This window comes from Streptomyces sp. NPDC104307 (assembly GCF_055584045.1).
The window spans coordinates 1-23,546 of record NZ_JBVJMU010000008.1 but is presented as its reverse complement, the minus strand read 5'-3'; the positions used below and the strand labels follow the sequence as shown (position 1 = coordinate 23,546).

At 68.8% G+C, this 23,546-nt stretch carries 24 protein-coding genes; 4 read left to right on the top strand and 20 right to left on the bottom strand.

The features are described 5' to 3' along the window. Positions 1–108: 108 nt before the first annotated feature. The 8 genes from ACZ601_RS21200 to ACZ601_RS21165 form a co-directional block, all read right to left on the bottom strand. Complete coding sequence (locus ACZ601_RS21200) at positions 109–306, bottom strand: hypothetical protein (RefSeq protein ID WP_073737398.1); 198 nt, start codon at positions 304–306, stop codon at positions 109–111. A gap of 82 nt (positions 307–388) precedes the next feature. Beyond that, the gene (locus ACZ601_RS21195; protein ID WP_311306654.1) at positions 389–667 is read right to left on the bottom strand and encodes a hypothetical protein; all 279 of its coding nucleotides are present in this window, start codon (positions 665–667) and stop codon (positions 389–391) included. An 18-nt stretch (positions 668–685) separates the two neighbouring features. Then, positions 686–1,642: a helix-turn-helix transcriptional regulator gene (locus ACZ601_RS21190; protein WP_073737396.1), complete on the bottom strand. Its 957-nt coding sequence runs from the start codon at positions 1,640–1,642 to the stop codon at positions 686–688. A gap of 15 nt (positions 1,643–1,657) precedes the next feature. Next, the gene (locus ACZ601_RS21185; protein ID WP_311306652.1) at positions 1,658–2,611 is read right to left on the bottom strand and encodes a helix-turn-helix transcriptional regulator; all 954 of its coding nucleotides are present in this window, start codon (positions 2,609–2,611) and stop codon (positions 1,658–1,660) included. Between the two features lie 114 nt (positions 2,612–2,725). After that, the gene (locus tag ACZ601_RS21180) at positions 2,726–3,097 is read right to left on the bottom strand and encodes an FKBP-type peptidyl-prolyl cis-trans isomerase (protein WP_469540155.1); all 372 of its coding nucleotides are present in this window, start codon (positions 3,095–3,097) and stop codon (positions 2,726–2,728) included. A 44-nt stretch (positions 3,098–3,141) separates the two neighbouring features. Next, positions 3,142–4,098, bottom strand: coding sequence for an FKBP-type peptidyl-prolyl cis-trans isomerase (locus ACZ601_RS21175; protein ID WP_440575778.1), 957 nt, complete (start codon positions 4,096–4,098; stop codon positions 3,142–3,144). A gap of 141 nt (positions 4,099–4,239) precedes the next feature. Continuing rightward, positions 4,240–5,601, bottom strand: coding sequence for a Pup--protein ligase (gene pafA / locus ACZ601_RS21170; protein ID WP_024493415.1), 1,362 nt, complete (start codon positions 5,599–5,601; stop codon positions 4,240–4,242). Positions 5,602–5,610: 9 nt separating this feature from the next. Continuing rightward, positions 5,611–6,870, bottom strand: a complete 1,260-nt coding sequence (locus ACZ601_RS21165; RefSeq protein WP_440575777.1) for an MFS transporter — start codon at positions 6,868–6,870, stop codon at positions 5,611–5,613. A 132-nt stretch (positions 6,871–7,002) separates the two neighbouring features. On the opposite strand from ACZ601_RS21165, the gene ACZ601_RS21160 reads away from it, so the two are divergent. After that, positions 7,003–8,040, top strand: a complete 1,038-nt coding sequence (locus tag ACZ601_RS21160) for a LacI family DNA-binding transcriptional regulator (RefSeq protein ID WP_469540151.1) — start codon at positions 7,003–7,005, stop codon at positions 8,038–8,040. A 55-nt stretch (positions 8,041–8,095) separates the two neighbouring features. On the opposite strand, the gene prcA is transcribed toward ACZ601_RS21160, so the two are convergent. The 6 genes from prcA to arc all read right to left on the bottom strand — a co-directional run bounded on the left by prcA (position 8,096) and on the right by arc (position 14,294). After that, entirely contained in the window at positions 8,096–8,983 is an 888-nt protein-coding gene (prcA, locus tag ACZ601_RS21155) for a proteasome subunit alpha (protein WP_469540147.1), read from the bottom strand. A gap of 58 nt (positions 8,984–9,041) precedes the next feature. Then, a complete protein-coding gene (gene prcB / locus ACZ601_RS21150; RefSeq protein WP_440576712.1) occupies positions 9,042–9,887 on the bottom strand; it encodes a proteasome subunit beta in 846 nt (281 codons plus the stop codon). Further along, positions 9,839–10,351 (bottom strand): endonuclease VII domain-containing protein, encoded by a 513-nt coding sequence (locus tag ACZ601_RS21145; RefSeq protein WP_469540642.1) that lies wholly within the window; start codon positions 10,349–10,351, stop codon positions 9,839–9,841. Before ACZ601_RS21145 ends, prcB begins: the two co-directional genes overlap by 49 nt. Before the next feature lie 87 nt (positions 10,352–10,438). Beyond that, positions 10,439–10,657 (bottom strand): ubiquitin-like protein Pup, encoded by a 219-nt coding sequence (locus tag ACZ601_RS21140; protein WP_073737565.1) that lies wholly within the window; start codon positions 10,655–10,657, stop codon positions 10,439–10,441. A 120-nt stretch (positions 10,658–10,777) separates the two neighbouring features. After that, positions 10,778–12,289 carry a depupylase/deamidase Dop gene (gene dop, locus ACZ601_RS21135; protein ID WP_469540143.1) on the bottom strand — a complete coding sequence of 504 codons (1,512 nt, stop codon included), beginning with the start codon at positions 12,287–12,289 and terminating at the stop codon, positions 10,778–10,780. Positions 12,290–12,527: 238 nt separating this feature from the next. Next, positions 12,528–14,294: a proteasome ATPase gene (gene arc / locus ACZ601_RS21130; RefSeq protein ID WP_073737389.1), complete on the bottom strand. Its 1,767-nt coding sequence runs from the start codon at positions 14,292–14,294 to the stop codon at positions 12,528–12,530. 240 nt (positions 14,295–14,534) lie between these two features. Here arc and ACZ601_RS21125 point away from each other — a divergent pair, with 240 nt between their 5' ends. Next, positions 14,535–14,846, top strand: a complete 312-nt coding sequence (locus tag ACZ601_RS21125; RefSeq protein ID WP_024490916.1) for a ferredoxin — start codon at positions 14,535–14,537, stop codon at positions 14,844–14,846. Positions 14,847–14,880: 34 nt separating this feature from the next. Here ACZ601_RS21125 and ACZ601_RS21120 read toward each other — a convergent pair whose 3' ends face one another. The 3 genes from ACZ601_RS21120 to ACZ601_RS21110 form a co-directional block, all read right to left on the bottom strand. Continuing rightward, entirely contained in the window at positions 14,881–15,471 is a 591-nt protein-coding gene (locus ACZ601_RS21120) for a hypothetical protein (RefSeq protein WP_469540640.1), read from the bottom strand. A gap of 240 nt (positions 15,472–15,711) precedes the next feature. Next, entirely contained in the window at positions 15,712–16,617 is a 906-nt protein-coding gene (locus ACZ601_RS21115) for a tRNA (adenine-N1)-methyltransferase (RefSeq protein WP_024490918.1), read from the bottom strand. A gap of 60 nt (positions 16,618–16,677) precedes the next feature. Beyond that, positions 16,678–17,928 (bottom strand): site-2 protease family protein, encoded by a 1,251-nt coding sequence (locus ACZ601_RS21110; RefSeq protein WP_440576720.1) that lies wholly within the window; start codon positions 17,926–17,928, stop codon positions 16,678–16,680. A 171-nt stretch (positions 17,929–18,099) separates the two neighbouring features. Between ACZ601_RS21110 and ACZ601_RS21105 the strand changes: the two genes are divergently transcribed. Together ACZ601_RS21105 and ACZ601_RS21100 are read left to right on the top strand one after the other, a co-directional pair. Beyond that, positions 18,100–18,945 (top strand): RecB family exonuclease, encoded by an 846-nt coding sequence (locus tag ACZ601_RS21105; protein ID WP_440576715.1) that lies wholly within the window; start codon positions 18,100–18,102, stop codon positions 18,943–18,945. Positions 18,946–18,956: 11 nt separating this feature from the next. After that, entirely contained in the window at positions 18,957–19,628 is a 672-nt protein-coding gene (locus ACZ601_RS21100; RefSeq protein WP_311306640.1) for a response regulator transcription factor, read from the top strand. A 36-nt stretch (positions 19,629–19,664) separates the two neighbouring features. Here ACZ601_RS21100 and ACZ601_RS21095 read toward each other — a convergent pair whose 3' ends face one another. The 3 genes from ACZ601_RS21095 to ACZ601_RS21085 all read right to left on the bottom strand — a co-directional run. Then, positions 19,665–21,266, bottom strand: a complete 1,602-nt coding sequence (locus ACZ601_RS21095; protein WP_469540137.1) for an ABC transporter substrate-binding protein — start codon at positions 21,264–21,266, stop codon at positions 19,665–19,667. A gap of 375 nt (positions 21,267–21,641) precedes the next feature. Further along, positions 21,642–22,343 carry an HAD family hydrolase gene (locus ACZ601_RS21090; RefSeq protein ID WP_469540133.1) on the bottom strand — a complete coding sequence of 234 codons (702 nt, stop codon included), beginning with the start codon at positions 22,341–22,343 and terminating at the stop codon, positions 21,642–21,644. 120 nt (positions 22,344–22,463) lie between these two features. After that, on the bottom strand, positions 22,464–23,546 hold a 1,083-nt coding region (locus tag ACZ601_RS21085), incomplete at its 5' end, for a vitamin B12 dependent-methionine synthase activation domain-containing protein (RefSeq protein ID WP_469540130.1).

Sequence of the window (23,546 nt, the reverse complement as noted above, 5' to 3'; positions counted from 1 at the left end):
GCATACTTTGGCTAGCGGCCAGCACCTCCCTGCCCAGGCCGCCACCAGCAGCGTACCCCCCGGAACTGAGAAACAGGAGGCCGCGCCCGCCCGGATCGAACAGGCCGCCTACCTCAGGGTTTCACCCGTGGCCGCGAGATCGGTGGCCGCGTGCTCCAGATCCTCCGCGGCCCGGTTGATGCGCTCCGTGGTACGCGTCACCTGGTGACCGAGGCGCTGGGCCTCGATGAACACCCTGATGGCCAGCACGCCCAGGACGGCGATGCCGAGGAACCCCAGGGCGATGGCGAGCATGGGCCAGAACATCCGCAGAGCCTCGATGTTTCTCGTGTCCGGGTCCAGAGGACCGATGTGATCTGTCTGAGGGGCGCCCGCCGCCGTCCGTCTTCTACCGGCCGGTGTGCAGGCGCAGTGTCCGTACGCCGCCGTCGGTGAGCAGCTCCACTATCCGCTCCCCCGCGGTCCTGCGGACCGCGGCGTCGCACTCGGGGCAGGTGAAGGAGTAGAACGTCGTCCGGCTGGTGGCACCGATCGCGAGCCGGATGGCGCCCGCTGTCAGCTCGAACCGTGCGCGGCAGTCCGGGCAGGCGGCCCTGAACCGTACGGACTCGGGAACGACGACGGTCGGAACGGATGAAACATCCGACACCACGGACAGGTTGCTCATGTCTCTTCCGCGCTCCCCTCAGGCCGGGCCGTCGTAGGCGGTGAGTGCCGCCCGCGCCGCCCGCCGCGCGCTCTGTGCCAGCTCCGGCGGTGAGACGATCCGCCCCTCCCGGCCGAGCCGGAGCGCCAGTCTGCGCAGCGAGGCCGGATCAGGCGTCCGCAGGGTGATCCGCATGCCGCCGTCGGGCAGCTCGTGGGCGCTGTCGTGCGGGTAGTACTCCGCGACCCAGCGCCCGCCGGGACCCACCTCCACGACGACCTCCGGATCCTCTGCGGCGGGCTGGACCAGCCCCTCCGAGAGGTCCCGCAGCTCCAGCTCCGGCGGCGCGGCCGGCTCGTCGAGCAGCCGGATCTCGGCGACCCGGTCGAGGCGGAAGGTGCGCCGGTCCTCCGAGGACCGGCACCAGGCCTCCATATAGGTGTGCCCGACGGCGAACAGCCGGATCGGGTCCACCTCGCGCTCGGTGAGCTCGTCGCGGGCGGGCGAGTAGTAGCGCAGCCAGAGCCGGCGCCGCTCGGAGATCGCCCGGTCCACATCCGCGAAGACGCCGCCCTCGGACTCGAAGGTGACCGAGAGCCGGGAGCTGGCCGCCCCCACCTCACCGGCCGCGGCCTCCAGCTTGGCGGTGGCGCGCAGCAGCGCCTGCCGGTCGCTCTCCCGCAGTCCGGGCAGCGTCGCGACGGCGCGGGCGGCGACCAGCAGGGCCGTCGCCTCGTCGGCGGCGAGCCGGAGCGGCTCCGCGACGTCGTCCGGGTTGTGCCACCAGATCCGGTCGCCGTCGGTGTCGATGTCCAGCAGATCGCCGCCGCGGAAGCTCGTCCCGCACATGGGCAGGACGTCGAGGTCCGAGATGAGCTCGTCCTCGGTGATCCCGAAGGCCCGTGCGACGTCCTGGACGTGGGCGCCGGGGCGCTCACGCAGATACGTCACCAGCGAGAGCATCCGGCGGGTCTGGTCGATGGCGTTCGTGGCCATGAGTACGGGTCCCCCTCAGTCCTTGGCCACGGCGCGCAGCCGGTCCACCACATCGGCCCGCAGATCCGCGGGTTCCCGCACGACCACGTCCGGACCGAACTCGACGAGCCAGGCGTCCAGACCGTGTCCGTACGGGATCTCCAACTCCTCCCACCCGTCCCCGAGTTCCCGGACCGATATCGCCCGGGCCCGCAGCGGGTAGCCGGAACCGGTCCGTAGCCTGATCAGCGCGGTGCGGGTCGCCGTCTCCCCCGCCCAGCTCTCGACGGTCTCGCGGACGGTGACGACGTCGGGCACCTGCGCGGTGAACGCGCCGGCCCGGGAGCGCACCTTGCCGGCGATCCGGGAGAGCCGGAACACCCGCTCCGCGCCCCTGCCCCGGTCCCAGCCGGCCAGATACCAGTGCCCGCGCCAGCACTCCAGCGTCCAGGGCTCGACCTGGCGCTGCTCGGGGCGGGCGGCATTGGCCTTGCGGTAGTCGAAGGTCACCGCGCGGCGGTCCCGGCAGGCCAGCATCAGCGGTTCGAACGCGGCCTCGTGCACCGGGATACGGGGTTCGAGGGCGCTGTGCACCTCGTACGCGTCCTCGGCCTCCGGCATGCCGGCGGCGCGCAGCTTCTGCAGGGCGCCGCTGGCCGCACCGGCCAGCCGGGCCTGCTGCCAGACCTTGGCGGCCAGCCCGAGCGCGGCGGCCTCCTCCGCGTCCAGCGTGATCGGGGGCAGCCGGTTGCTGTCGCGACGGGCGAGATAGCCGGTGTCGCCGTCCAGGTTCTCCACGGTCTCGATGACCAGACCGAGCTCGCGCAGATCGTCCTTGTCGCGCTCGAACATCCGGTTGAAGGCGTCGTCGGAGCCCGCTTCCAGGTAGGCCTCGATGGAACCGCGCAGCTCGCGCTTGCTGAGCGGGCGCCGGGTCCCCAGCAGACACAGTGCCAGGTTCATCAGCCGCTCGGCCTTGGCAATCGCCATCGACGCCCTCTCTGTTTTGCGCTACGACCCTCGACCGTACCGCTCCGGGGGCTCCGGAAGAAAGTGAGGGCCCGCGCCTTGCGGCACGGGCCCTCGCGACACAGCAGGTGCGGATCAGACGGCGACCAGGTCGCAGACGAAGATCAGCGTCTCGCCCGGGGCGATCTTGCCGCCGGCGCCGCGGTCACCGTACGCGAGGTGCGCGGGGATGGTCAGCTGGCGACGGCCGCCGACCTTCATGCCCTGCACGCCCTTGTCCCAGCCCGCGATGACCTGACCGCCGCCGAGCTGGAACTGGAGCGGAGCGCCGCGGTTCCAGGAGGCGTCGAACTCCTCGCCGGTGGAGAAGGACACGCCCACGTAGTGGACGGAGACGGTCTGGCCGGCCTGGGCCACCGGGCCGTCGCCTTCCCAGATGTCCTTGATCTCCAGGTCGGCCGGCGGCTCGCCACCCGGGAAGTCGACCTCGGGCTTCTCGATGCTCACTGACTTTGCTCCTCTAAATGATGAACTGGGCAACCGGGACAGTCTTACATCTTCGCCAGGATGTCCACGGCGAAGACCAGCGTCGAGTTCGCCGGGATGGACTGCTGCGCCTTGCTGCCGAAGGCCTGGTCCGGCGGGACGACGAGCAGCACGCGGCTGCCGATCTTCTTCCCGATCAGGCCGTTCTTGAGCCCCTTGAGGGTCACCTGGGCCAGCGGGAAGGTCTGCGTCTTGCCCGTCGCGTAGGTGCTGTCGAACGTCTTTCCGTCCTTCCACAGCAGCCCCACGTAGTTCACGACGACGCTGTCGGTCCCCTTGACGACCTCGCCCTTGGACTCCAGGACGTAGTTGGAGACCAGCTTCTTGGGCGGGGTGGACTTGCTGGGGATCTTGACGCTCGGCGCCTTGCCGTCCGTGTTCGTGCCCACCTTCGGCAGGTCGACGTTGTCCTGGGCGACCTCGCTGCCCTTGGCAGAGGCGGGGATCTGCTTCGCCTTCAGGATGTCGACGACGAAGACGAGGGTGGAGTTCGGCTTGATGTCACCCTGGCCCTGAGCGCCGTAACCGAGGTCCGGCGGGATGACCAGCTGGACCCTGCTGCCGACCTTCTGGCCGACGAGGCCCTTGTCCCAGCCCTGGATGACCATGCCGGCGCCGAGCGTCAGGTCGAACGGCTGCTTGCGGTCGTAACTGTTGTCGAACGGCTTGGTGGAGTCCCAGGCCTGTCCGAGGTAGTTGACCTGGATCGCGTCGCCGTTCTTGAGCTTCGCGCCGTCGCCCTCACTGACAACGTTGGTCTTGAGCTCCTTGGGCGGTGTTCCCGAGCCCTTGGCCAGGGTGGGCTTCTCGCCGAACTTCGCGCCCGCGGTGATGGCGGGGAATCCGCTCTTGGAGGGGGCGGACGCGGAGGCGGAAGCGGAGTCGGAGCCCTTGTCGTCGCTACCGCAGGCGGCTGACAGCAGCAGCAGGGGGACGACTAGAAGGCCGGCAAGTCGGCGCACTGGTTCCTCAGATCTCAGACGACACGTTTGTTGGGGCAGGCCCCATGGGGGTCCCCGACACTCTAGGGCGTGGAAAGGGCCCCGTACGAGGAACGTACGGGGCCCGAGTCGCACGAGGGCCGAGGCGCGTCCTGCGCCCGCTCACATACCCGCGATCAGCTTCTCCACTCGGTCGTCCACGGAACGGAACGGGTCCTTGCACAACACCGTGCGCTGCGCCTGGTCGTTGAGCTTGAGGTGGACCCAGTCGACGGTGAAGTCCCGTCGCTGCTCCTGGGCCCGCCGGATGAAGTCGCCGCGCAGCCGGGCCCTGGTGGTCTGCGGGGGCACCGACTTGCCCTCGAAGATCTTCAGGTCGTTGCAGATGCGGGCGGCCTGCCCCTTGCGCTCCAGCAGGTAGTACAGGCCTCGGCGGCGATGGATGTCGTGGTAGGCGAGGTCTATCTGGGCGACCCGCGGATTCGACATGGTCATGTTGTGCTTGCCCCGGTACCGCTCGATGAGCTTGTACTTCATGACCCAGTCGATCTCGGTGTCGATCCGGTCGAGGTCCTCGGCCTCGATCGCGTCCAGCGTGCGGCCCCACAGTTCGAGGACCTTCTCGACGTTGCCCGTGCGGATGCCGCGGCGGTCGACGAAGTCCACGGCCTTCTCGTAGTACTCGCGCTGCACCTCGATGGCGGATGCCTCGCGGCCGCTGGCCAGGCGCACCTTGCGCTGTCCCGTGATGTCGTGGCTGACCTCCCGGATCGCCCGGATGGGGTTCTCCAGCGTCAGATCCCGCATCACCGTGCCCGCCTCGATCATGCGGAGCACCAGATCGGTGGCGCCGACCTTGAGCAGCATGGTCGTCTCGGACATGTTGGAGTCACCGACGATGACGTGGAGGCGGCGGTACCGCTCCGCGTCCGCGTGCGGTTCGTCCCGGGTGTTGATGATCGGACGGGAGCGTGTCGTCGCGGAACTGACGCCCTCCCAGATGTGCTCGGCACGCTGGCTGACGCAGTAGACGGCGCCCCTCGGGGTCTGCAGCACCTTGCCGGCACCGCAGATCAGCTGCCTCGTGACGAGGAAGGGAATGAGGATGTCCGCGAGCCGGGAGAATTCTCCGTGCCGGGCCACGAGGTAGTTCTCATGGCACCCGTAGGAGTTTCCGGCCGAATCGGTGTTGTTCTTGAAGAGATAGACGTCGCCCGCGATTCCCTCCTCGTGCAGACGGCGTTCGGCGTCGACAAGCAGGCCTTCGAGAATGCGCTCGCCGGCCTTGTCGTGAGTGACCAGCTCGGTCAGGTTGTCGCATTCGGGGGTTGCATATTCCGGATGCGATCCCACGTCGAGGTAGAGGCGGGCGCCGTTCCGCAGAAAGACATTGCTGCTGCGGCCCCATGACACAACACGGCGGAAGAGGTAGCGCGCCACTTCATCAGGAGACAGTCGGCGCTGTCCCCTGAACGTGCACGTGACGCCGTACTCGTTCTCCAGCCCGAAAATGCGGCGGTCCATGACTGAACATTACGCCTGATGGCCCGAGCTGAAACCGGGTTCGACGGCACCGTTTCGATCATTTTCCGATCCTCGCACCGCGACAGCGCTACGCCCGGGAGCTGCGAGGACCCTTCCGGTGGCCAGCAGAACCAGCAGCGCCGCCACTCCACCGGCCCCCGCCACCGCGAAGCTCCACGCCGTCCCGCCCAGCTCCACGGCCGGTCCCGCCACGGCCGTCCCGGCCGCCGCGCCCACCCCGAACGTCGTCACCAGCCACGAAAAGGCCTCCGTCACCGTGCCGCTGGGCGCGTGCCGGTCGACGACGATGAACGAGCAGGCGATCGCGGGCGCCAGGAACACCCCCGCGACCCCGGCCAGCACGGTCATCGCCACCACGCCGGGGGTCAGCATCAGCGGCAGGTAGCCCAGCGCGAGCAGCGCCACGATCACCCGCAGCCGGCGCTCAGGCGGCCCCGACCACTGCCGCGCCCCGTACAGCGAGCCACCGATCAGCGCGCCGAGCCCGAGCGCGGCCATCAGCCAGCCGTAGACGGAGTCCTGGCCGTGGTCGTCGGCATAGGCGACGCCCGCCACCGTGATGGAGCCCAGCGCCAGCCCGACGAAGAAGAACGAGCCGAGCAGGGCCAGCAGCCCCGGCGAACGGAGCGCGCCGAGCCAGTGTGCCTCGCGCGGCGCCGAGCGCCAGGTCCTGGACGGCTCTGACAGGACGACGGAAAGCGCCCCCAGGACCCCTATCGCGTTGATCACGAGGAGCGCGGCGGCGGGCGACCAGAGGGAGACCAGCAGGGTCACCAGCAGCGGCCCCACCGTGAACATGACCTCCTGGGCCACCGCGTCCATGGCATACGCCCGGTGCACCCGGTCCTCACTGCCGAGGACGCTCGGCCACAGGGCCCGCAGGCCGCCCTCCAGAGGAGGTGTGGCCACGCCCGCGAGGGCCACGGCCCCGTAGGCGAGCGGCAGCGAACCGAAGCCCGCCACGGCGAGCAGGGCCATTCCGATGGCGGACAGGACGGCGGCGGGCAGTTGGACGCGCGGCTGGCCGTACAGGTCCACGGCGCGGCCCAGCAGCGGCTGTCCGACCGCCGTGCCCAGCCCGTACACCGCGGCGAGCGCGCCCGCGAGGGCGTAGCTGCCGCCCTCCGCACGGGTGAACAGCACGATCGCGATGGGGGCGGTGCCGTTCGGCAGCCGCCCCACGAGGGTGCCGGTCAGCAGCCGGGCGGCATGCCGCGCCCGGAGGATGTCCAGATATCCCGCGGCCATGTCCCGCCCCTCTCCCCGGGACGCCTTCCGGCCACCCTAGGTGTTACGTATAACTTCCTGGTTCATACGTACCATGTGACCAGCTGGCGGGTCCACCTCACGGCGCCTGCCCCGACCGGCCCGGAGGCCCGAGTGACCAGCCCAGCACAGCCCGCCCCCTCCCGGCCCACCAGCCGTGACGTGGCACGGGCCGTCGGCGTCTCGCAGGCCACCGTCTCCCTGGTCCTCGGCGGCAAATGGCGCGGCCGGGTCTCCTCCGCCACCGCGGAGCGGGTGCGGGAGGCCGCCCACGAGCTCGGGTACCGGCCGAATCTCGCCGCCCGCAATCTGCGCCTGGGCAGCACCAGGACCGCCCTGCTCGTCGTCCCGGCCCTCACCAACGAGTTCTTCGCCCGGGTGTACACCGGGGCCGCCGCCGTCGCCGCGGAACACGGCTTCGGTGTCGTCCTGTACCCCTCGCCCGACGGCACCGGTCCGGCCCGGGACCCCTTCGCCTCGGCCCGCGCCGCGCTCGACGGGGTGATCGCCTCATCGATGGCCGCCGACGCGCTGGGCGCACTGCACGGGGCCGAACTGCCGCTGGTCATGCTCGACAGCGACCCCTCGGCCCCTGGTCCGGCGGCCCGCGTCAACCTCGATGTCGCCGACGGGATGCGTCAGGTGACGGAGCATCTGCTCGCCCTCGGCCACCGCCGCTTCGTCCATCTCGCCTCGGCCGTCGACACCTGGACGTTCGCGGTCCGCGCCGAAGCCGTCCGGGACGCCCTGCGCGGCGTGCCCGGCACCGACGTACGCACCGTGCCGGCCGCGCTGGACGTACGGGCCGGCCACGCGGCCGCGGAGCGCGCGCTGGCCCTTCCCGGCCCCCGGCCCACCGCCATCGTCTGCGACGACGACATCCTGGCCGCGGGCGCCTGCAAGGCGGCACGCCGGCTCGGACTGCGGGTACCGGACGACCTCTCCGTGACCGGCTTCGACGATCTGGCCCTGGCCACGGCCGTGGAGCCCGAACTCACCACGGTGCGGCTGCCCGCCGAACAGGTCGGTGAGCGCGGCATGAGCGCCCTGCTGGCCGTTCTGGACGGCCGCACGGCCGAGACCGGCAGTCTGCCGGTCCACCTGGTCGTCCGCGGCTCGTCCGCTCCCCCGCCCTCGAACCCGCCCGCATGACAGAGCCCCGGCCCGCCGGAAGGCGGACCGGGGCGGAGTCGTACGGCGGAACGGACTACTCCACGTCCCCACCCGAATCGGTGGAGTCGGAGCCGGCCGAACCGGAATCCGCGGCGTCACCGGAGTCGGTAACGGCCTTCTTGCCGGTCGGCTTGCCGCTCGACTTGCCGGTGGCCGTCGCCGTGGCGCTGTCGTCGCCGTCCTCCGTGTCCGAGGGGGCGTCCGTCGGCGTCGATCCGGCACCGTCGGCCTCCAGCAGCCGCGCCAGCTGCCGTCCGACGATCCGCTTGAACTTGCGCTGCTGCGGCCTCGTACGGTCCAGGACCGCGACCTCCAGCCGGTCCGCGGGGATCTCCCGCTCACTGCCGTTGGGATCGCGGGACAGCGCCTGCACCGCCAGCTTCAGCGCCTCGGCCAGTGACATCCCGTCACGGTGCCGCTGGTCCAGGAAGGTGCTGATCTGCTCCGCGTTGCCACCGACGGCGACCGAGCCGTGCTCGTCCACGATCGAGCCGTCGTGCGGCAGCCGGTAGATCTGGTCACCGTCCGCCGCCGCGCCCACCTCGGCGACGACCAGCTCCACCTCGTACGGCTTCTCGGCCGCACTGGAGAAGATGGTGCCGAGCGTCTGCGCGTAGACATTCGCCAGTCCACGGGCCGTCACATCGTCACGGTCATAGGTATATCCGCGCAGATCGGCATAGCGGACGCCGCCGATGCGCAGATTCTCGTACTCGTTGTACTTACCGGCGGCGGCGAAACCGATCCGGTCATAGATCTCGCTGAACTTGTGCAGCGCACGGGACGGGTTCTCGCCGACGAACACAATGCCGTCGGTGTACTGCAGCACAACCAGGCTGCGACCACGGGCGATGCCCTTCCGGGCGTATTCCGCCCGGTCGGCCATGGCCTGCTGAGGTGAGACATAGAACGGCGTCGACACCGGCTATCCGTCCCTTTCTGTCAGTGACAAGAGCATCGAAGAAGCCTGGGAACGGGGGTCAGAGAAGCTCGGCGCGCGGGCCGTCGGGCTGTTCCAGCCTTCGTTCCAGAACCGAGCGGGCGATGTCTGCGGATTCCGCCTCGGCCAGCTTCCGGAAACCCTCGTCTGTGATGACGGTGATGATCGGATAGATGCGCCGGGCGACATCGGGCCCACCGGTCGCCGAGTCGTCGTCCGCCGCGTCGTACAGCGCCTGCACGACCAGAGTGAGCGTCTGCTCCTGCGTCAGGTCCTCGCGGTAGAGCTTCTTCATGGAGGTGCGGGCGAAGATCGACCCGGAGCCCGTGGAGGCGTAGCCCTGCTCCTCGGAGCGGCCTCCGGTGACGTCGTAGGAGAAGATCCGGCCCCGCTCGCGGTCGACGTCGTAGCCGGCGAAGAGCGGCACCACGGCGAGCCCCTGCATGGCCATCGCCAGATTGCTCCGGATCATCGTGGAGAGCCGGTTCGCCTTGCCCTCCAGGGAGAGCTGGGCACCCTCGACCTTCTCGAAGTGCTCCAGCTCCAGCTGGAAGAGCTTGACCATCTCCACGGCCAGCCCGGCCGTACCGGCGATACCCACCGCCGAGTACTCGTCGGCCGGGAACACCTTCTGGATGTCGCGCTGCGCGATCATGCTGCCCATGGTCGCCCGACGGTCACCGGCCAGCACCACGCCGCCGGGGAACGAGGCCGCCACGATCGTCGTCCCGTGCGGGGCCTCGATGGCGCCCTTCATGGGCGGCAGCTGCCGGTTGCCCGGCAGCATCGCGGGCGACTGATCGGTCAGGAAGTCCATGAAGGAGGACGATCCCGGCGTCAGGAAGGCAGCTGGTAGACGCCCGGTGCTACGAGTGTTGGCTTCCACGCGTTTCCCTCCACGTATGCGGCTGCACGCCTTATGGCGTCCGGCCGGTCCTTGAGCTGCCCCAGAGCCGCGTTGCAGCTGAAGCACAGTACGCCACGGACCCTACCCGTCTCATGGCAGTGATCCACATGCTCAGCCGGGGCGACGAGACAGATGCAGCAAACACCCTGCTGCGCGGCGCCCAGTGCCTCCAACTCGACAGGAGTAAGGCCGTATTTGCGCTGAAAGTAGCTGACCCGGTTCCGCTCCGCCCGGCAGACGCGACAGTAGCTCGCCCAGCCGTCAGAAGACGACTTATTGCGCTCCCACTGATCATGGGGTTTCACGACCTCGCACTGCGGGCAGCGCTTGTGGCCCCGCGGCACCGGCACCTTGACTCGGACGGACTTGCCCTTTGTCTCCTGACGCTGCCGGTAGTACTCAGCCGAGCACTTCCGGCAGTACGCCTGGAGACCATCCCGCATCGCCCTGTTACTGGCGAAGGACTGCCTCGGCAGTTCCTTTCGACAGCGAGAGCAGTTCCTCCCCTCGGGATTTTCGGACATAAAGCCCTATTCTCCGCCCTTCTGAACAAATGACCTCACGAAATCCTCGGCGTTGGCCTCAAGGACGTCGTCGATCTCGTCCAGGACGTCGTCGACGTCGTCGCTCAGCTTCTCCTGTCGCTCCTGGAGGTCGTCGGAGGCCTGCGCGTCCTGCGCCTGCTCCTCTGTCCCCTCGGTGGAGCGCGTCGCCTTCTGCTGTCCGCCGCCGGTGTCCTTGGTCGCCATATAGCTCACCCCACTCGGTTCGAAGCACTTGATCAGACCCTACCTACGGGGTCCGACATTGGCCCGGTACTTGTCTCAACGTCCGGAGGTCATCGGAATGATTCCCAGCCGACGGCCCTTTCAGCCGCCCGTGAGCACCCGGACCAGCTCTTCCGCCGTACGACAGCGGTCCAGGAGGTCCTTGACGTGCTCACGGGTGCCCCGGAGCGGCTCCATGGTGGGCACCCGCTGCAGGGAGTCATGGCCCGGAAGATCGAAGATGACCGAATCCCAGGAGGCCGCCGCGACGTCGTCCGCGTACTGCTCCAGGCAGCGGCCGCGGAAATACGCCCTGGTGTCCTCCGGAGGCGCCGTACGGGCCTGCTCGACCTCGTTCTCGTCCAGCAGGCGGTTCATCCTGCCTCGGGCCGCCAGACGGTTGTACAGACCCTTGTCCGGCCGTACGTCGGCGTACTGGAGGTCCACCAGGTGCAGACGGGGCGCGTCCCAGTCGAGGCTGTCACGGCGGCGGTAGCCCTCCATGAGCTCCCGCTTGGCGATCCAGTCCAGCTCGCGGGAGAGGCTCATCGGATCGTTCTCCAGCCGGCTGAGCGTGTCCTCCCAGCGGATCAGGATGTCCTTGGTCTGCTCGTCGGCGTCCGCCCCGTACCGCTCCTCGACGTACTTGCGGCCGAGCTCGAAGTACTCCATCTGGAGCTGTACAGCGGTGAGTGTCCGGCCGCTGCGCAGCGTGACCAGCTGCTGGAGATCCGGGTCGTGGGACACCTGGTGCAGCGTGCGCACCGGCTGGTCGACGGCCAGGTCGACGTTGATGAAGCCGTCCTCGATCATGGAGAGGACCAGTGAGGTGGTGCCCAGCTTGAGGTAGGTGGAGATCTCCGAGAGATTCGCGTCGCCGATGATCACGTGCAGTCGGCGGTACTTCTCCGCGTCCGAGTGGGGTTCGTCGCGGGTGTTGATGATCGGCCGCTTGAGTGTGGTCTCCAGGCCGACCTCGACCTCGAAGTAGTCGGCGCGCTGGCTGATCTGGAAGCCGTGCTCATGGCCGTCCTGGCCGATTCCGACCCGTCCCGCTCCGGTGACGACCTGGCGCGAGACGAAGAACGGGGTCAGGTGGCGCACGATGTCCGAGAACGGGGTCTCCCGCTTCATCAGGTAGTTCTCGTGCGTGCCGTACGAGGCGCCCTTGTTGTCGGTGTTGTTCTTGTAGAGGTGGATCGGCAGGGCGCCGGGCAGCTGGGCCGCGCGTTCGGCGGCCTCGGCCATGATGCGCTCGCCGGCCTTGTCCCAGAGGACGGCGTCCCTCGGGTTGGTGATCTCCGGGGAGCTGTACTCGGGGTGTGCGTGGTCGACGTAGAGCCGTGCCCCGTTGGTGAGGATGACATTGGCCAGGCCGATGTCCTCGTCCGTGAGCTGACTGGAGTCGGCGGTCTCGCGGGCGAGGTCGAAGCCTCGCGCGTCTCGCAGCGGGTTCTCCTCCTCGAAGTCCCAGCGGGCGCGGCGCGCCCGGTGCATCGCCGCCGCGTAGGCGTTGACGATCTGGGACGAGGTGAGCATGGCATTGGCGTTGGGATGGCCGGGCACGGAGATCCCGTACTCGGTCTCGATGCCCATTACTCGCCGTACGGTCATGCGGCCCTCCTTGCCCGGCGGCGCTCCCTTCCGGGAACGGCGCTCAAGTACCGCTGCTTGTCCGGTGCGTGCGCGGTTTGCCCGTACCCGCACTGCGCGACCGGGCGGTATGCATGAGCCTAGAGCGCCTCTGTGCTGGTGGGGAGATCAATTACGTCATTGCTGCGGTGTCGGCGCGGCTGTCCGGAAAGCAACCGGCTGCGGATGCCCGGCCGGGCATCCGCAGCCGATCCGCGTTCTACAGGTACTGCCCGGTGTTCGCCACCGTGTCGATGGACCGCCCGGTGTCCGCGCCCTGCTTTCCGGTGACGAGTGTGCGGATGAAGACGATCCGCTCACCCTTCTTGCCGGAGATCCTGGCCCAGTCGTCCGGGTTGGTGGTGTTCGGCAGGTCCTCGTTCTCCTTGAACTCGTCCACACATGCCTGGAGGAGGTGGGAGACGCGAAGGCCCTTCTGGCCCTGGTCGAGGAAGGCCTTGATGGCCATCTTCTTGGCCCGGTCGACGATGTTCTGGATCATCGCGCCGGAGTTGAAGTCCTTGAAGTACAGGACCTCCTTGTCGCCGTTGGCGTACGTCACCTCAAGGAAGCGGTTCTCCTCGGACTCGGTGTACATCCGTTCGACGACCGACTGGATCATGGCGTGCGCGGCGGCCTCCTTGGAGCCGGTGTGCTCCGCGAGGTCGTCGGCGTGCAGGGGCAGCGAAGGCGTGAGGTACTTCGCGAAGATGTCCTTCGCGGCCTCCGCGTCCGGACGCTCGATCTTGATCTTCACATCGAGGCGGCCGGGCCGCAGGATCGCGGGGTCGATCATGTCCTCGCGGTTGGAGGCGCCGATCACGATGACGTTCTCCAGGCCCTCGACGCCGTCGATCTCGGCGAGCAGCTGGGGGACGATGGTGTTCTCCACGTCCGAGCTGACGCCGGATCCCCGGGTGCGGAAGAGCGACTCCATCTCGTCGAAGAAGACGATGACGGGGGTGCCCTCACTCGCCTTCTCGCGGGCACGCTGGAAGACCAGGCGGATGTGGCGCTCGGTCTCACCGACGTACTTGTTGAGGAGTTCGGGGCCCTTGATGTTGAGGAAGTAGCTCTTTCCGGCGGGCTGGCCGGTTACTTCGGCGACCTTCTTCGCGAGGGAGTTGGCGACGGCCTTGGCGATGAGCGTCTTGCCGCAGCCGGGCGGGCCGTAGAGCAGGATGCCCTTCGGCGGCCGCAGTTCGTGCTCCTTGAAGAGGTCCGGGTGCAGATAGGGGAGCTCTACCGCGTCGCGGATGAGCTCGATCTGGTCACCCAGGCCGCCGATCTTGTTGTAGTCGATGTCCGGGACTTCTTCGAGGACGAGCTCTTCGACCTCGCTCTTGGGAACGACTTCATAGACGTAGCCGGACCTGGGTTCGAGCAGCAGGGCGTCGCCGGGCCGGATGGTGATGTCCAGCAAGGGCTCGGCGAGCCGCACCACCCGTTCCTCGTCGGTGTGCCCGACCACCAGGGCTCGTTCGCCGTCCTCAAGGATCTCCTTGAGGGTGACGATGTCCCCGGCACGCTCGAATTCCATGGCGTCGACCACGTTGAGCGCTTCGTTGAGCATGACTTCCTGGCCGCGCCGGAGGTCTTCGAGCTCAACGCTGGGACTGACGTTCACCCGGAGCTTGCGGCCCCCGGTGAAGATGTCGCAGGTGCCGTCCTCGTTGGCCTGCAGGAACACACCGAAGCCGGCCGGTGGCTGTGCCAGCCGGTCGACCTCTTCCTTGAGGGCCACGATCTGGTCGCGGGCCTCGCGGAGTGTGCTGGCGAGCCGCTCGTTCTGAGCGGACACGCCTGCGAGGTTGGTCTGGAACTCGACGATCCGCTCTTCGAGAATCCTCGTATGCCGCGGAGAGTCGGCGAGCTTACGTCGCAGGACGGCGATTTCCTGCTCAAGATAGGCGACCTGGCCGGCTGGGTCATCGGACCCCCGTCCGGGCCGGATGCCGCGGTTGGTGTCGTCGTCGTGGGCTGCCACGGTCCTCACCTCCTCCAAGGGGAGCTGGACGCTTCCTGACCCTACCTGGGTGGGTGATGATTGAAACCCCTAGATCACAAAGACTGTGAGGCGTGTCCGATCTTCACCCTTGCGCTCTCCCTCGTGTCAGGGGAATACCCACCCTTCAACATCGGAAAGCGGCCGGTTGTATCGTCGAAGTGTTCAACACCCGTCAGGGCTGGCTTTTTTTGTTCGGATACGCAGGAAACGGCAGGCGAAATGACCGCGCAGCAGGACGCTCCCACCGGTGGCGACACGCAGGACCTGGAGGTCTGGATCGATCAGGACCTCTGCACGGGGGACGGCATCTGTGTGCAGTACGCGCCCGAGGTCTTCGAGCTGGACATCGACGGACTCGCCTATGTGAAGAGCGACGGGGACGAGCTGCTGCAGGACAAGGGGGCGACCACCCCGGTGCCGTTGCCGCTTCTCCAGGACGTGGTCGATTCGGCCAAGGAGTGTCCGGGCGACTGTATTCATGTACGACGCGTTTCGGACAGGGTCGAGGTCTTCGGCCCCGAGGCAGCCTGAGCGCCCTGCCGGGCAGGGCCGGGTACGGCGACCGTCAGGCGTTGCCGCCGGTGGAGTCGTCGGACAGGCTGTTGCGTACGAAGGCCCCGTTCTGCCACTGCCAGGTGACCTTCTCCTGCTCGTCGGGGCAGCAGGACGGGACCGAGGGCGAGGAGTAGCCGAGGAGTGTCGCGGAGACGACGCCCTCACGCACGGTGAAGTCACCGATGCTCATCTTCTGGGCGGGGTCGACCAGGGTCGCGACGATCCTGGGTGCGGCCCCGCTCTCCTGTGTGAGGACGTAGACGCCGCTGGGCGGGGTACCCAGTCCGGCCGTGCAGTGGACCACCGCGACGGTTTCCGGGCGGCCGTCGCCGTCGAGGTCTCCGGGGGCCTCCTTGGCGACCGTGTTGCCGCCGTCGCCGCACTTCAGGGGGAACGCCGCGCGGGCGGGGTCGGGCGGGGCCACGGGTGCCGTGCCGTGCTGTACCGCGGTGCGGTGGGGCGTGGTGGAGGCCGAGGCGGCCGTGTCGGGCTGGAGCAGGCCGGCTGCCGCGACGACGGCGGCCATGGCCGCCGCGGTGGCGAGCCAGTGCAGCGTCGTGGAGTCGGTGTGCGCGAGGTCCGGGAGCGCGGAGGTCTGCACGCGGGATGTCTCCTGTGGTTCCTGTGGTGCGGAATGCCTGAGCGGCAGTGCCGTCGGCAGGGCGTCGGCGGCCGGGTGGCGAGTGGCCAGCATCGTGCCACACCTCACACATCAACGGAACGGTGGGGTCCTCGGGATCGCCCGCCTCCGTTGTGCCGGTACCGGCACAACGAAAAGGCGCCGCCGCCGAGTTCCCGGACAGGCCCGGGAACTCGGCGGCGGCGCGGATGCGTTGCCTCGTCAGTCGGCGGCGGTGCCGCTCTGGCTGCCGGGTCCGCTGTAGTCGTCGCCGTAGGCGCCCTTGGAGGGGCGGCGGCGGCGCGGCGGGGCCTGGACCCCGTCGGCCAGCCGGCGGGCGGTGACGAGGAAGCCGGTGTGGCCGATCATCCGGTGGTCCGGGCGGACGGCGAGGCCCTCGACGTGCCAGTTGCGGATCATCGATTCCCAGGGCTGCGGTTCCGCGAAGCAGCCGATCTCACGGATGGACTCGACCGTGCGGGAGAGCTGGGTGGTGGTCGCCACGTACGCGCAGAGGATGCCGCCCGGGACGAGCGCCTTGGAGACGGCGTCCAGGCACTCCCAGGGCGCGAGCATGTCCAGGACGACGCGGTCGACGTCGGTCTCCGTCAGGTTGTCCTGGAGGTCTCCGACGGTGAGCTGCCAGGCGGGGTGCGGGCTGCCGAAGTAGCGCTCGACGTTCTGCTGGGCGATCTCCGCGAAGTCCTCGCGGCGCTCGTAGGAGTGCAGCATGCCCTGCTCGCCGATGGCGCGGAGCAGGAAGGTCGAGAGGGCGCCGGATCCCACGCCGGCCTCCACGACGCGGGCGCCGGGGAAGATGTCGCCGAAGGCCAGAATCTGCCCCGCGTCCTTGGGGTAGACCACGGCGGCGCCGCGGGGCATGGACAGGACGTAGTCGGGGAGCAGGGGGCGCAGCGCGAGGTAGACGACGTTCCCCGTGGTGCGGACAACACTGCCTTCGGGAGCACCGATCAGCTCGTCGTGCGAGAAAGAACCCTTGTGGGTGTGGAAGTTCTTTCCGGCTTCGAGCGTGAAGGTGTAGTGGCGTCCCTTGGGATCGGTGAGCTGGACCTGGTCCCCGACCTTGAAGGGCCCGCGTCGGCGGGCGGCACCGGTCGGTTCAGACATGTGACCAGCGTACCGGTGTTTCCGTGGGCTCCGACCGCGTGTCCCGGTGCGGGCGCGGGGTCAGGCGGCGGGGCGGGCCATGGCGGCGACGAACGCCCGTTCCACGTCGGCCGTGGAGAGCACGCCGTAGATCTCGCCGGTGTCCTCGACGACGAGGTACTCGGTGGCGGGGCTGGCCTTGAGCCGGTCCAGGAGGGCTTCGCCGGCGAGTTCGGCGGAGACCTTCATGCCGTCGGTGAGGTCCTGGGCGAGGCCGCTGACGGCGACCCAGGGGCGGCGGTGTTCGGGGACGGCGACGATGGCGGCCTCCCGGACGACGGCCTTGGGTTCGCCGGTTCCGTCGACGACGACGAGGGCGCGGGCGCCCGCCTCGTTGGCGCGGCGCAGCGCCTCTGAGAGCGGGGTGGCGGCCTCGACGGGTACCGCGCGCCTGGTGAGGGCGCGGGCGCGCAGGTCGGGCAGGTGCTCGCGGAGCCGGGCCATGCGCAGGCTGTTGCCCGCTCCGGTCCAGATGATGGCGGCGAGGACCGCGGCGAGCAGGGCGTCGATGACGGTGTCCATGCCGCTGAGGCTCTCGGTGTCGTTGCCGAAGGACCCGGTGCGGGTGAGGAGGGGGAGGCCGATGAGGGTGATGACGGCGAGGGCGCGGCCGACCCAGGCGGCGGCGACGGTGCCGCTCATCGGGCGGCCCGTGATCTTCCAGACGACGGCGCGGAGCATCCGGCCGCCGTCGAGCGGGAGGCCGGGCAGCAGGTTGAAGACGGCGACGATGAGGTTGGAGATCATCAGTCCGCCGAGGAGCACTCCGGGGACGGTGCCGCGTTCGACGAAGTTCAGCGGGATGTAGAAGAGACCGGCCAGGACGAGGGAGAGCAGCGGGCCGACGAAGGCGAGGAAGAATTCGCGGCCGGGGGTCTCGGACTCCTTCTCGATCTCGGAGACGCCGCCGAAGAACTGGAGCTGGATGCGGCGTACCGGCAGTTTGTAGCGCAGTGCGACCACGGTGTGCGCGAGTTCGTGGACGAGCACGGAGGCGTAGAAGGCGATGGCGAAGAAGAGTGCGACGAGGTAGCGCGCCGCGCCGAGGCCGGGCAGCACCCGGTCGAGCTGGCCGCCGAAGACCCAGGTGATCAGGGCCGCGACGAGGAACCAGCTCGGTGCGACGTAGACGGGTACTCCGAAGGGGCGGCCCATCAGGATGCCGCCTCCGGGCTCTTCGCGGCGCGGCGGTTTGCCCTTGCCGGGGCCGGCGGCGGGGTCCGGTCCCCCTGCGCCGGGCTGCGGCCGCCCGCTGTTGCCGCTCTCGTCCACGAGGTCCCTTCGGTCGGTGCCGTCCGGCACGATCATGCAGTGTTCTGGGGTCTGTGGTCGATGGTATGCCGGTTGTTGTCAGTGGCGGGTCGTAGGGTCTTCGTCATGACCTCAGTGCCGCGGCCGCCTCAGCCGCCCTCGTCCCTTTCGCCGTCGCGGGCGAGTGACTTCATGCAGTGTCCCCTGCTGTACCGCTTCCGGGTCATCGACAAGCTGCCGCAGAAGCCCAGTGAGGCGGCTACCCGGGGGACGCTGGTCCATGCGGTGCTGGAGCGGCTGTTCGACAATCCGGCGACGGAGCGGACGGCCGGCCGGGCCACGGCGCTGATCCCCGGGCAGTGGGACCGGCTGCTGGAGTCGAAGCCGGAGCTGTCGGAGCTGTTCGCGGAGGATCCGCAGGGTGAGCGGCTGTCGCGGTGGCTGTCGGAGGCGGAGCGGCTCGTGGAGCGCTGGTTCTCGCTGGAGGATCCGACGCGGCTGGAGCCGGCCGAGCGGGAGCTGTTCGTCGAGACGGAGCTGGAGTCGGGGCTGCGGCTGCGCGGGGTGATCGACCGGATCGACGTGACACCGACCGGTGACGTCCGGATCGTCGACTACAAGACGGGGAAGGCGCCGCGTCCGGAGTACGCGGAGGGTGCTCTCTTCCAGATGAAGTTCTACGCGCTGGTCGTCTGGCGGCTCAAGGGTGTGGTGCCGCGCCGCCTGCAGCTGGTGTACCTCGGCAGTGGGGACGTGCTGACGTACGACCCGGTGGTGGCGGATCTGGAGCGGGTGGAGCGCAAGCTGCTGGCCCTCTGGGAGGCGATCTCGCTGGCCACGGAGACCGGCGAGTGGCGGCCGCGGCCGACGAAGCTGTGCGGCTGGTGCGACCACCAGGCGCTCTGTCCCGAATTCGGCGGTACTCCCCCGGTCTATCCGCTGTCGGTACGCCCGGCGGAGCCGGGGCAGGACGTCCAGGGCAGAATGGACCCGGTCCATGCTGAGGCCGGCCGGCCTGTGGCCCTCGAAGGACCTTAAAAGGAGACTCCGTGGCGATCCGCGTCCTACTGGTCGATGACCAACCGCTGCTGCGCACCGGCTTCCGGATGATTCTGGAGGCGGAGGGTGATCTCGCGGTGGTGGGTGAGGCCGGTGACGGTCTCCAGGCTCTCGACCAGGTGCGGGCGCTGCAGCCCGATGTGGTGCTGATGGACATCCGGATGCCGCGGATGGACGGGGTGGAGGCGACGCGCCAGATCAGCGGTCCCGGCAAGGACGGTCCGGCGAAGGTGCTGGTGCTCACGACGTTCGATCTCGACGAGTACGTGGTGGAGGCGCTGCGCGCGGGTGCCAGTGGGTTCCTGCTGAAGGACGCCCCGGCCAATGAGCTGGTGCAGGCGATCCGGGTGGTCGCGGGCGGCGAGGCGATGCTCGCCCCGAGTATCACGCGCCGGCTGCTGGACAAGTACGCGGACCATCTGCCGTCCGGCGAGGAGCCGGTTCCGGACACGCTCAACACGTTGACGGACCGCGAGGTGGAGGTCCTGAAGCTGGTGGCGCGCGGCCTGTCGAATGCCGAGATCGCCGCCGACCTCTTCGTCAGTGAGACGACGGTGAAGACGCATGTGGGCCATGTGCTGACGAAGCTCGGACTGCGTGACCGGGTGCAGGCGGCGGTGTACGCGTACGAGAGCGGGCTGGTGCGCCCCGGCGCCCAGTGACCCCGCCGGGCGGCCACCAGGGGTGACGTCCGGGGCTCAGTCGGTGCCGCGGCCCAGTTCCCAGAGCTGGAGGTCGGCGGAGGAGTTGACGGCCCACTCCACGCCGGTGAGGCCGTCGAGGGAGGCGACGTACTGCTTGCCCTGCCAGACGGGGAGAACGGGGACGTCCTCCGCGACGATGTCCTGGAGCTGCTTGAAGGTCTTGGCGGCGATGCTGCGGTCGGCCTCGCGGCGGGACTGCGGGATGAGCGTCTTCTGGGCGAGGGCCGACTTGTAGGGCGAGTTGAGGAAGTTGTTCCTGTCGAGGAACGGGGCCGTGTAGTTGTCCGGGTCCGGGAAGTCGGGGAACCAGCCCATGCCGTAGACGGCGTAGTCGCCGCGCAGTTCGGCCGGGCGGTACTTCTCCCAGGGGGTGCCCTCGACGGTCACGTCGAACAGGCCGGTGTCCTTCAGCTGCTTGCGCAGGGTCCTGAACTCGGCCGCGGTGGCGTCGCCGTAGTGGTCGGTCGTGTAGTGCAGGGTGAACTTCACCGGGGTGTGGATCCCGGCATCACGCAGGATCGCGGCGGCCTTGGCCGTGCTGGGCTCGCCGTACTTGTTGAAGAACGAGTTGGTGTGTCCGGCGATGCTGGACGGGATCAGCGAGTACAGCGGTTCGGCCGTGGTGCCGTACACCTCGCTCGCGATCTGGCCCCGGTCGATGATCTGGGCCATGGCCTGGCGGACCGCCTTGTTCTTCACGGCGGGGTCGTCGGTGTCGAATCCGAGATAGCTGATGGCGAGGCCGGGCATCTCGGTGAGCTTGATGCCGTCCTGGGGGTGCTCCAGCATCTTCTGCGACTGCTGGGGCGACATGGTGCGGGTCATCATGTCGATCTTCTTGTCTTCGAGCGCCTTGCCCATGGCGGTGGCGTCGGGGAAGAGATCGAGTTCCACCTTGTCGTTCAGCACCTTGAGATCCCCCTTGTAATGGGGATTCTTCGTGAAGACGACTTTCACGACCTGATCGTTCTTCACTTCCGGCTTCATCGTGTACGGCCCCGAGCCGTCCACCTGGAATCCGTCACGCGGGGAGCCCGCCGGGTATTTGGCGGGCTGGACTATTCCGGCGGGCGGGGTGGCCAGCTTGTAGGGGAAGGTGGCGTCCGAGGTCCGGAGGTGGAATATGACCTCGCGCTCCCCCTTGGTCTCGACGGTGTCGATGTTGTCGAGGAGGGCTGCGGGACCGTTGGTGGACTTGATGCGGATGACACGGTCGATGGAGTACTTGACGTCCTGCGCGGTGACCGCGCTGCCGTCGGCGAATTCGAGGCCGTCGCGCAGCTTGCAGCGGTAGCTCTCGTTCTCCGTGTCGGTGAAGGAGCAGCTCTCGGCGGCCTCTGGCACCGGCTCGCCGCCGCCGCGCGGGACGTGTGTCAGCGTCTGCACGGTCTGCCGCAGTACGTTCCAGACACCCGCCTCGTAGCCGATGGCGGGGTCGAGCGGTGCGGGGGCGTCCTTCGAGCCGACGAACCGGTCCGTGGTGCCGACAACGATGGCGCCGCTGCCATCGCTCCCACCGTCCGACGCGCCGCAGGCGGCGAGTACGGGCGCGAGCAGGCCCACGACGGCCGGCAGCACCAGTGTCTTGCGGTTCATCTTGGACGTTCTCCCTCATCCGGTCATGGAGAAAACGACATTAGTAGGCGTCCTCCGCAATGCCGGACCGGAGCCGTCCGGTGCGTAATCAGGTGGTGACGGGAATGCGCTGACCACGGCTTGCCGGATGCCGGAATGATTCGTACAGGGATTCATGAAACGGGACACTTGGGTACGTCAAAACGGACAGCCCGGCGAATCTCCCGAACACGTTATGGGCCATTCGGGTGAGGAAGGTCACTTCGATAGAAACAGAGTGAGCGTTTCCGGGTATTGACATGCACTCGACTTGCTTACACGTAAGCGCGACAGGAACTGCACTTCCGGTGCCGAGAGATTCTCCATTCATTCACAGAAATACTCTCGGTGTACGACTCAGCGCATTCCCGTGATCAGGCCCCTGAGAAATGCCAGATCGACTTCTTCGAGAGAGCTCACGACGACCCGGCCGGGGGCGGGGGCGATCGGTGACACCGACGGCACGGCGACCACCCGGCACCCGGCGGCCTCGGCCGCGGCCACCCCGGTCGCGGTGTCCTCGATGACCGCGCAGAGCCGGGGGTCGGCCCCGAAGCCGTGCGCGGCGGCGAGATACGGCTCCGGGTGCGGCTTCGTCCGGGTGACCTCGTCGCCCGCGACGGTCAGCGCGAAGTGGTGGTGGCCCACGGAGTCCAGCACCCGGTCGATGATCCGCCGGTGCGAGGCCGAGACCAGGGCGGTGGGGATCCGGTGCCTGCCCAGCTCGGCCAGCAGCCGGGCAGCTCCCGGCATCAGGGGCACCCCGAGGCCGATGCGCTTCTCGAAGCGGTCGTTGAGCAGCACGGTCACCTCGGGAAGCGTGATGTCGGCGCCGGTGGACTCGATCAGGTACCCGGCGCTGCGGGTCATCGGGCCGCCGACGACCACCTCACGCCACGCCTCGTCCAGCGTGTGCCCGAGGTCGGCGAAGACCTCCTTCTCGACATCCCACCAGAAGCCCTCGGTGTCGACCAGGGTGCCGTCCATGTCGAGGAGCACGGCCTGCAGGGCCGCACCCTCGGCCGTCCGGTTCAGGGACGCGGGGATCGTACTGGTCATCCGGCACACCTTTCATGAGGGGCGAGAAGGCCGGCCACCGTTCCCCGGAGGGAAGGTGACCGGCCTGCACTGGACCGACCAGTGTACGACTCGTCCGGCTACCACGCGTTGAACGGAGCCCTACCGCGCGTTGAAGTACTTCGCCTCCGGGTGGTGGATGACGATCGCGTCGGTGGACTGCTCCGGGTGGAGCTGGAACTCCTCGGAGAGGTGCACGCCGATCCGCTCGGGCTGGAGCAGGTCGGCGATCTTCGCCCGGTCCTCCAGGTCGGGGCAGGCGCCGTAGCCGAGGGAGAAGCGCGCGCCCCGGTACTTCAGCGCGAACATGTCCTCGACGTCGGCCGGGTCCTCCCCGGCGAAGCCCAGCTCCGAGCGGACCCGGGCGTGCCAGTACTCGGCGAGCGCCTCGGCCAGCTGGACGGAGAGCCCATGCAGCTCCAGGTAGTCGCGGTAGGCGTTGGCCTCGAAGAGCTTGGCGGTCTCGCCGCCGATCCGCGATCCGACGGTGACGACCTGGAGACCGATCACGTCCGTCTCGCCGGACTCCTCCGGGCGGAAGAAGTCCGCCAGGCAGAGGCGGCGGCCGCGGCGCTGGCGCGGGAAGGTGAAGCGGGTGCGCTCGGAGCCGTCCTCGTGCAGCAGGATCAGGTCGTCGCCCTTGGAGACACAGGGGAAGTAGCCGTAGACGACGGCCGCTTCCAGCAGGTTCTCGGTGTGCAGCTTGTCGAGCCAGCCGCGCAGATGCGGGCGGCCCTCGGTCTCGACCAGTTCCTCGTACGTCGGTCCGTCACCGGCGCGGGCCTGCTTGAGGCCCCACTGCCCCTTGAAGAGGGCGCCTTCGTCGAGCCAGGAGGCGTACTCCTTGAGCTGGATGCCCTTGATGACCCGGGTGCCCCAGAACGGCGGGGTGGGAACCGGGTTGTCAATGGACACGTCGGAGCGGACACCCTCCTCGGGCTCCTCGACCTCCAGCACGGCGGTCTCGCGCTTGGGCACGCGCCGCTGCTTGAGCTCGGGCAGGGTGGCGCCGGGGACGCCGCGCTTGACCCCGATGAGCGCGTCCATCAGGCGCAGTCCCTCGAAGGCGTCGCGGGCGTAGCGGACCTCTCCCTCGTAGATCTCGTGGAGGTCCTGTTCGACGTAGGCGCGGGTGAGGGCGGCGCCGCCGAGGATGACGGGGTACTCGGCGGCCAGCTTGCGCTG

Coding starts and splice junctions, on each gene's coding strand:
- ACZ601_RS21200 (WP_073737398.1), bottom strand. CDS start 306: ATGTTCTGGCCCATGCTCGCCATCGCCCTGGGGTTCCTCGGCATCGCC.
- ACZ601_RS21195 (WP_311306654.1), bottom strand. CDS start 667: ATGAGCAACCTGTCCGTGGTGTCGGATGTTTCATCCGTTCCGACCGTC.
- ACZ601_RS21190 (WP_073737396.1), bottom strand. CDS start 1,642: ATGGCCACGAACGCCATCGACCAGACCCGCCGGATGCTCTCGCTGGTG.
- ACZ601_RS21185 (WP_311306652.1), bottom strand. CDS start 2,611: ATGGCGATTGCCAAGGCCGAGCGGCTGATGAACCTGGCACTGTGTCTG.
- pafA (WP_024493415.1), bottom strand. CDS start 5,601: ATGGACCGCCGCATTTTCGGGCTGGAGAACGAGTACGGCGTCACGTGC.
- ACZ601_RS21165 (WP_440575777.1), bottom strand. CDS start 6,870: ATGGCCGCGGGATATCTGGACATCCTCCGGGCGCGGCATGCCGCCCGG.
- ACZ601_RS21145 (WP_469540642.1), bottom strand. CDS start 10,351: ATGCGGGATGGTCTCCAGGCGTACTGCCGGAAGTGCTCGGCTGAGTAC.
- ACZ601_RS21140 (WP_073737565.1), bottom strand. CDS start 10,657: ATGGCGACCAAGGACACCGGCGGCGGACAGCAGAAGGCGACGCGCTCC.
- dop (WP_469540143.1), bottom strand. CDS start 12,289: ATGACCGTACGGCGAGTAATGGGCATCGAGACCGAGTACGGGATCTCC.
- ACZ601_RS21125 (WP_024490916.1), top strand. CDS start 14,535: ATGACCGCGCAGCAGGACGCTCCCACCGGTGGCGACACGCAGGACCTG.
- ACZ601_RS21115 (WP_024490918.1), bottom strand. CDS start 16,617: ATGTCTGAACCGACCGGTGCCGCCCGCCGACGCGGGCCCTTCAAGGTC.
- ACZ601_RS21105 (WP_440576715.1), top strand. CDS start 18,100: ATGCAGTGTCCCCTGCTGTACCGCTTCCGGGTCATCGACAAGCTGCCG.
- ACZ601_RS21095 (WP_469540137.1), bottom strand. CDS start 21,266: ATGAACCGCAAGACACTGGTGCTGCCGGCCGTCGTGGGCCTGCTCGCG.
- ACZ601_RS21090 (WP_469540133.1), bottom strand. CDS start 22,343: ATGACCAGTACGATCCCCGCGTCCCTGAACCGGACGGCCGAGGGTGCG.